Raw genomic sequence first — 1037 nt, 5'->3', positions numbered from 1 at the left:
CATTGTCATAACACAGCCCTTTGTGGCTCATGCTACAATGAACCCCATACTGGCTAAGTAAATCTTGATACTGTACAGAACAATACTGGCTGCCTCTGTCTGTATGCATTATCAATCCCTCAGGCGGTTGTCGAGTATGAATTGCAACTTGTAATGCTGTACATACCAAATCCGCTGTCATACGATGAGACAGGCTATAACCTACGATTTTACGTGAGTTTAGATCGATTACGGCTGCTAAATACAACCAACCTCTTGCCGTCCAGATATATGTAATGTCAGCTACCCATACTTTATTGGGTTCAGTAGGGTTAAACTTTTGATTTAATATATTTTCAGCAACTTTCATATTGTGTTTAGAGTTTGTGGTTTTGATAAATTTACGTCGCCATGTCGTCACCAAACCTTGCTTACGCATAATGCGACGGACTTTGTATCGACCCACGCAAATTCCCTCAGCAAGTAAAGCACGTTGAATTCGACGACTGCCATAGTTCTTACCACTCAAATTAAATAGGCCACAAATACGCTCAATTAAAGTCTGATCAGAATCTGACGTCTTCGAAGCCTTTGATTGTTTATGACGATAAAGACTTGAACGATTGAGCATTAAAAGTTCGCAAACACGTTGAATTGAATGTTGAGTACATTGTTGAATTAACTTGGATTTATCTACACTGTTGGCTTGATAAAGCAAGTCATAGCCTTTTTTAGAATATCGACGTCACCTCGCAGACGCTTATTCTCTAATTCAAGTTCACGAATCCGTCTTTGCTCAGGTGTGATAGGTAATCCAATACCAGCTTTGCCCTGTAACTCAGCATCGTATTGGTTTAACCAGCGATGTACGGTGCTTTGCCCTAGATTATTATCGTTACAGACTTGGGTAATCGTCAGCCCTTGTTTACGAATCAGCTCACAAATGTGTAGTTTGTAATTTGCATCAAATTTGCGTTTAGCTTTGGTCATGTTGAGATCCTCAGTTCAGTGAAATTATATCTCTATCACACTGTCTGATTTCATTAGACCATTACAGA

The 1037-nt window shown here is 39.6% G+C and carries 2 protein-coding genes; both read right to left on the bottom strand.

The genetic code is table 11. The features are described from left to right. The coding region (locus tag E2B99_RS13380; RefSeq protein ID WP_134245692.1) for an IS3 family transposase at window positions 1–697 on the bottom strand (697 nt) is incomplete at its 3' end. After that, window positions 673–969: a transposase gene (locus tag E2B99_RS13375; protein ID WP_076879455.1), complete on the bottom strand. Its 297-nt coding sequence runs from the start codon at window positions 967–969 to the stop codon at window positions 673–675. The genes E2B99_RS13380 and E2B99_RS13375, both read right to left, overlap by 25 nt. Between the last annotated feature and the right edge of the window lie 68 nt (window positions 970–1037).

The organism is Alkanindiges illinoisensis (assembly GCF_004377485.1).
GTDB lineage: Bacteria > Pseudomonadota > Gammaproteobacteria > Pseudomonadales > Moraxellaceae > Alkanindiges > Alkanindiges illinoisensis_A.
This window is presented reverse-complemented; position numbering and strand designations above follow the sequence as displayed.

Coding starts and splice junctions, on each gene's coding strand:
- E2B99_RS13375 (WP_076879455.1), bottom strand. CDS start 969: ATGACCAAAGCTAAACGCAAATTTGATGCAAATTACAAACTACACATT.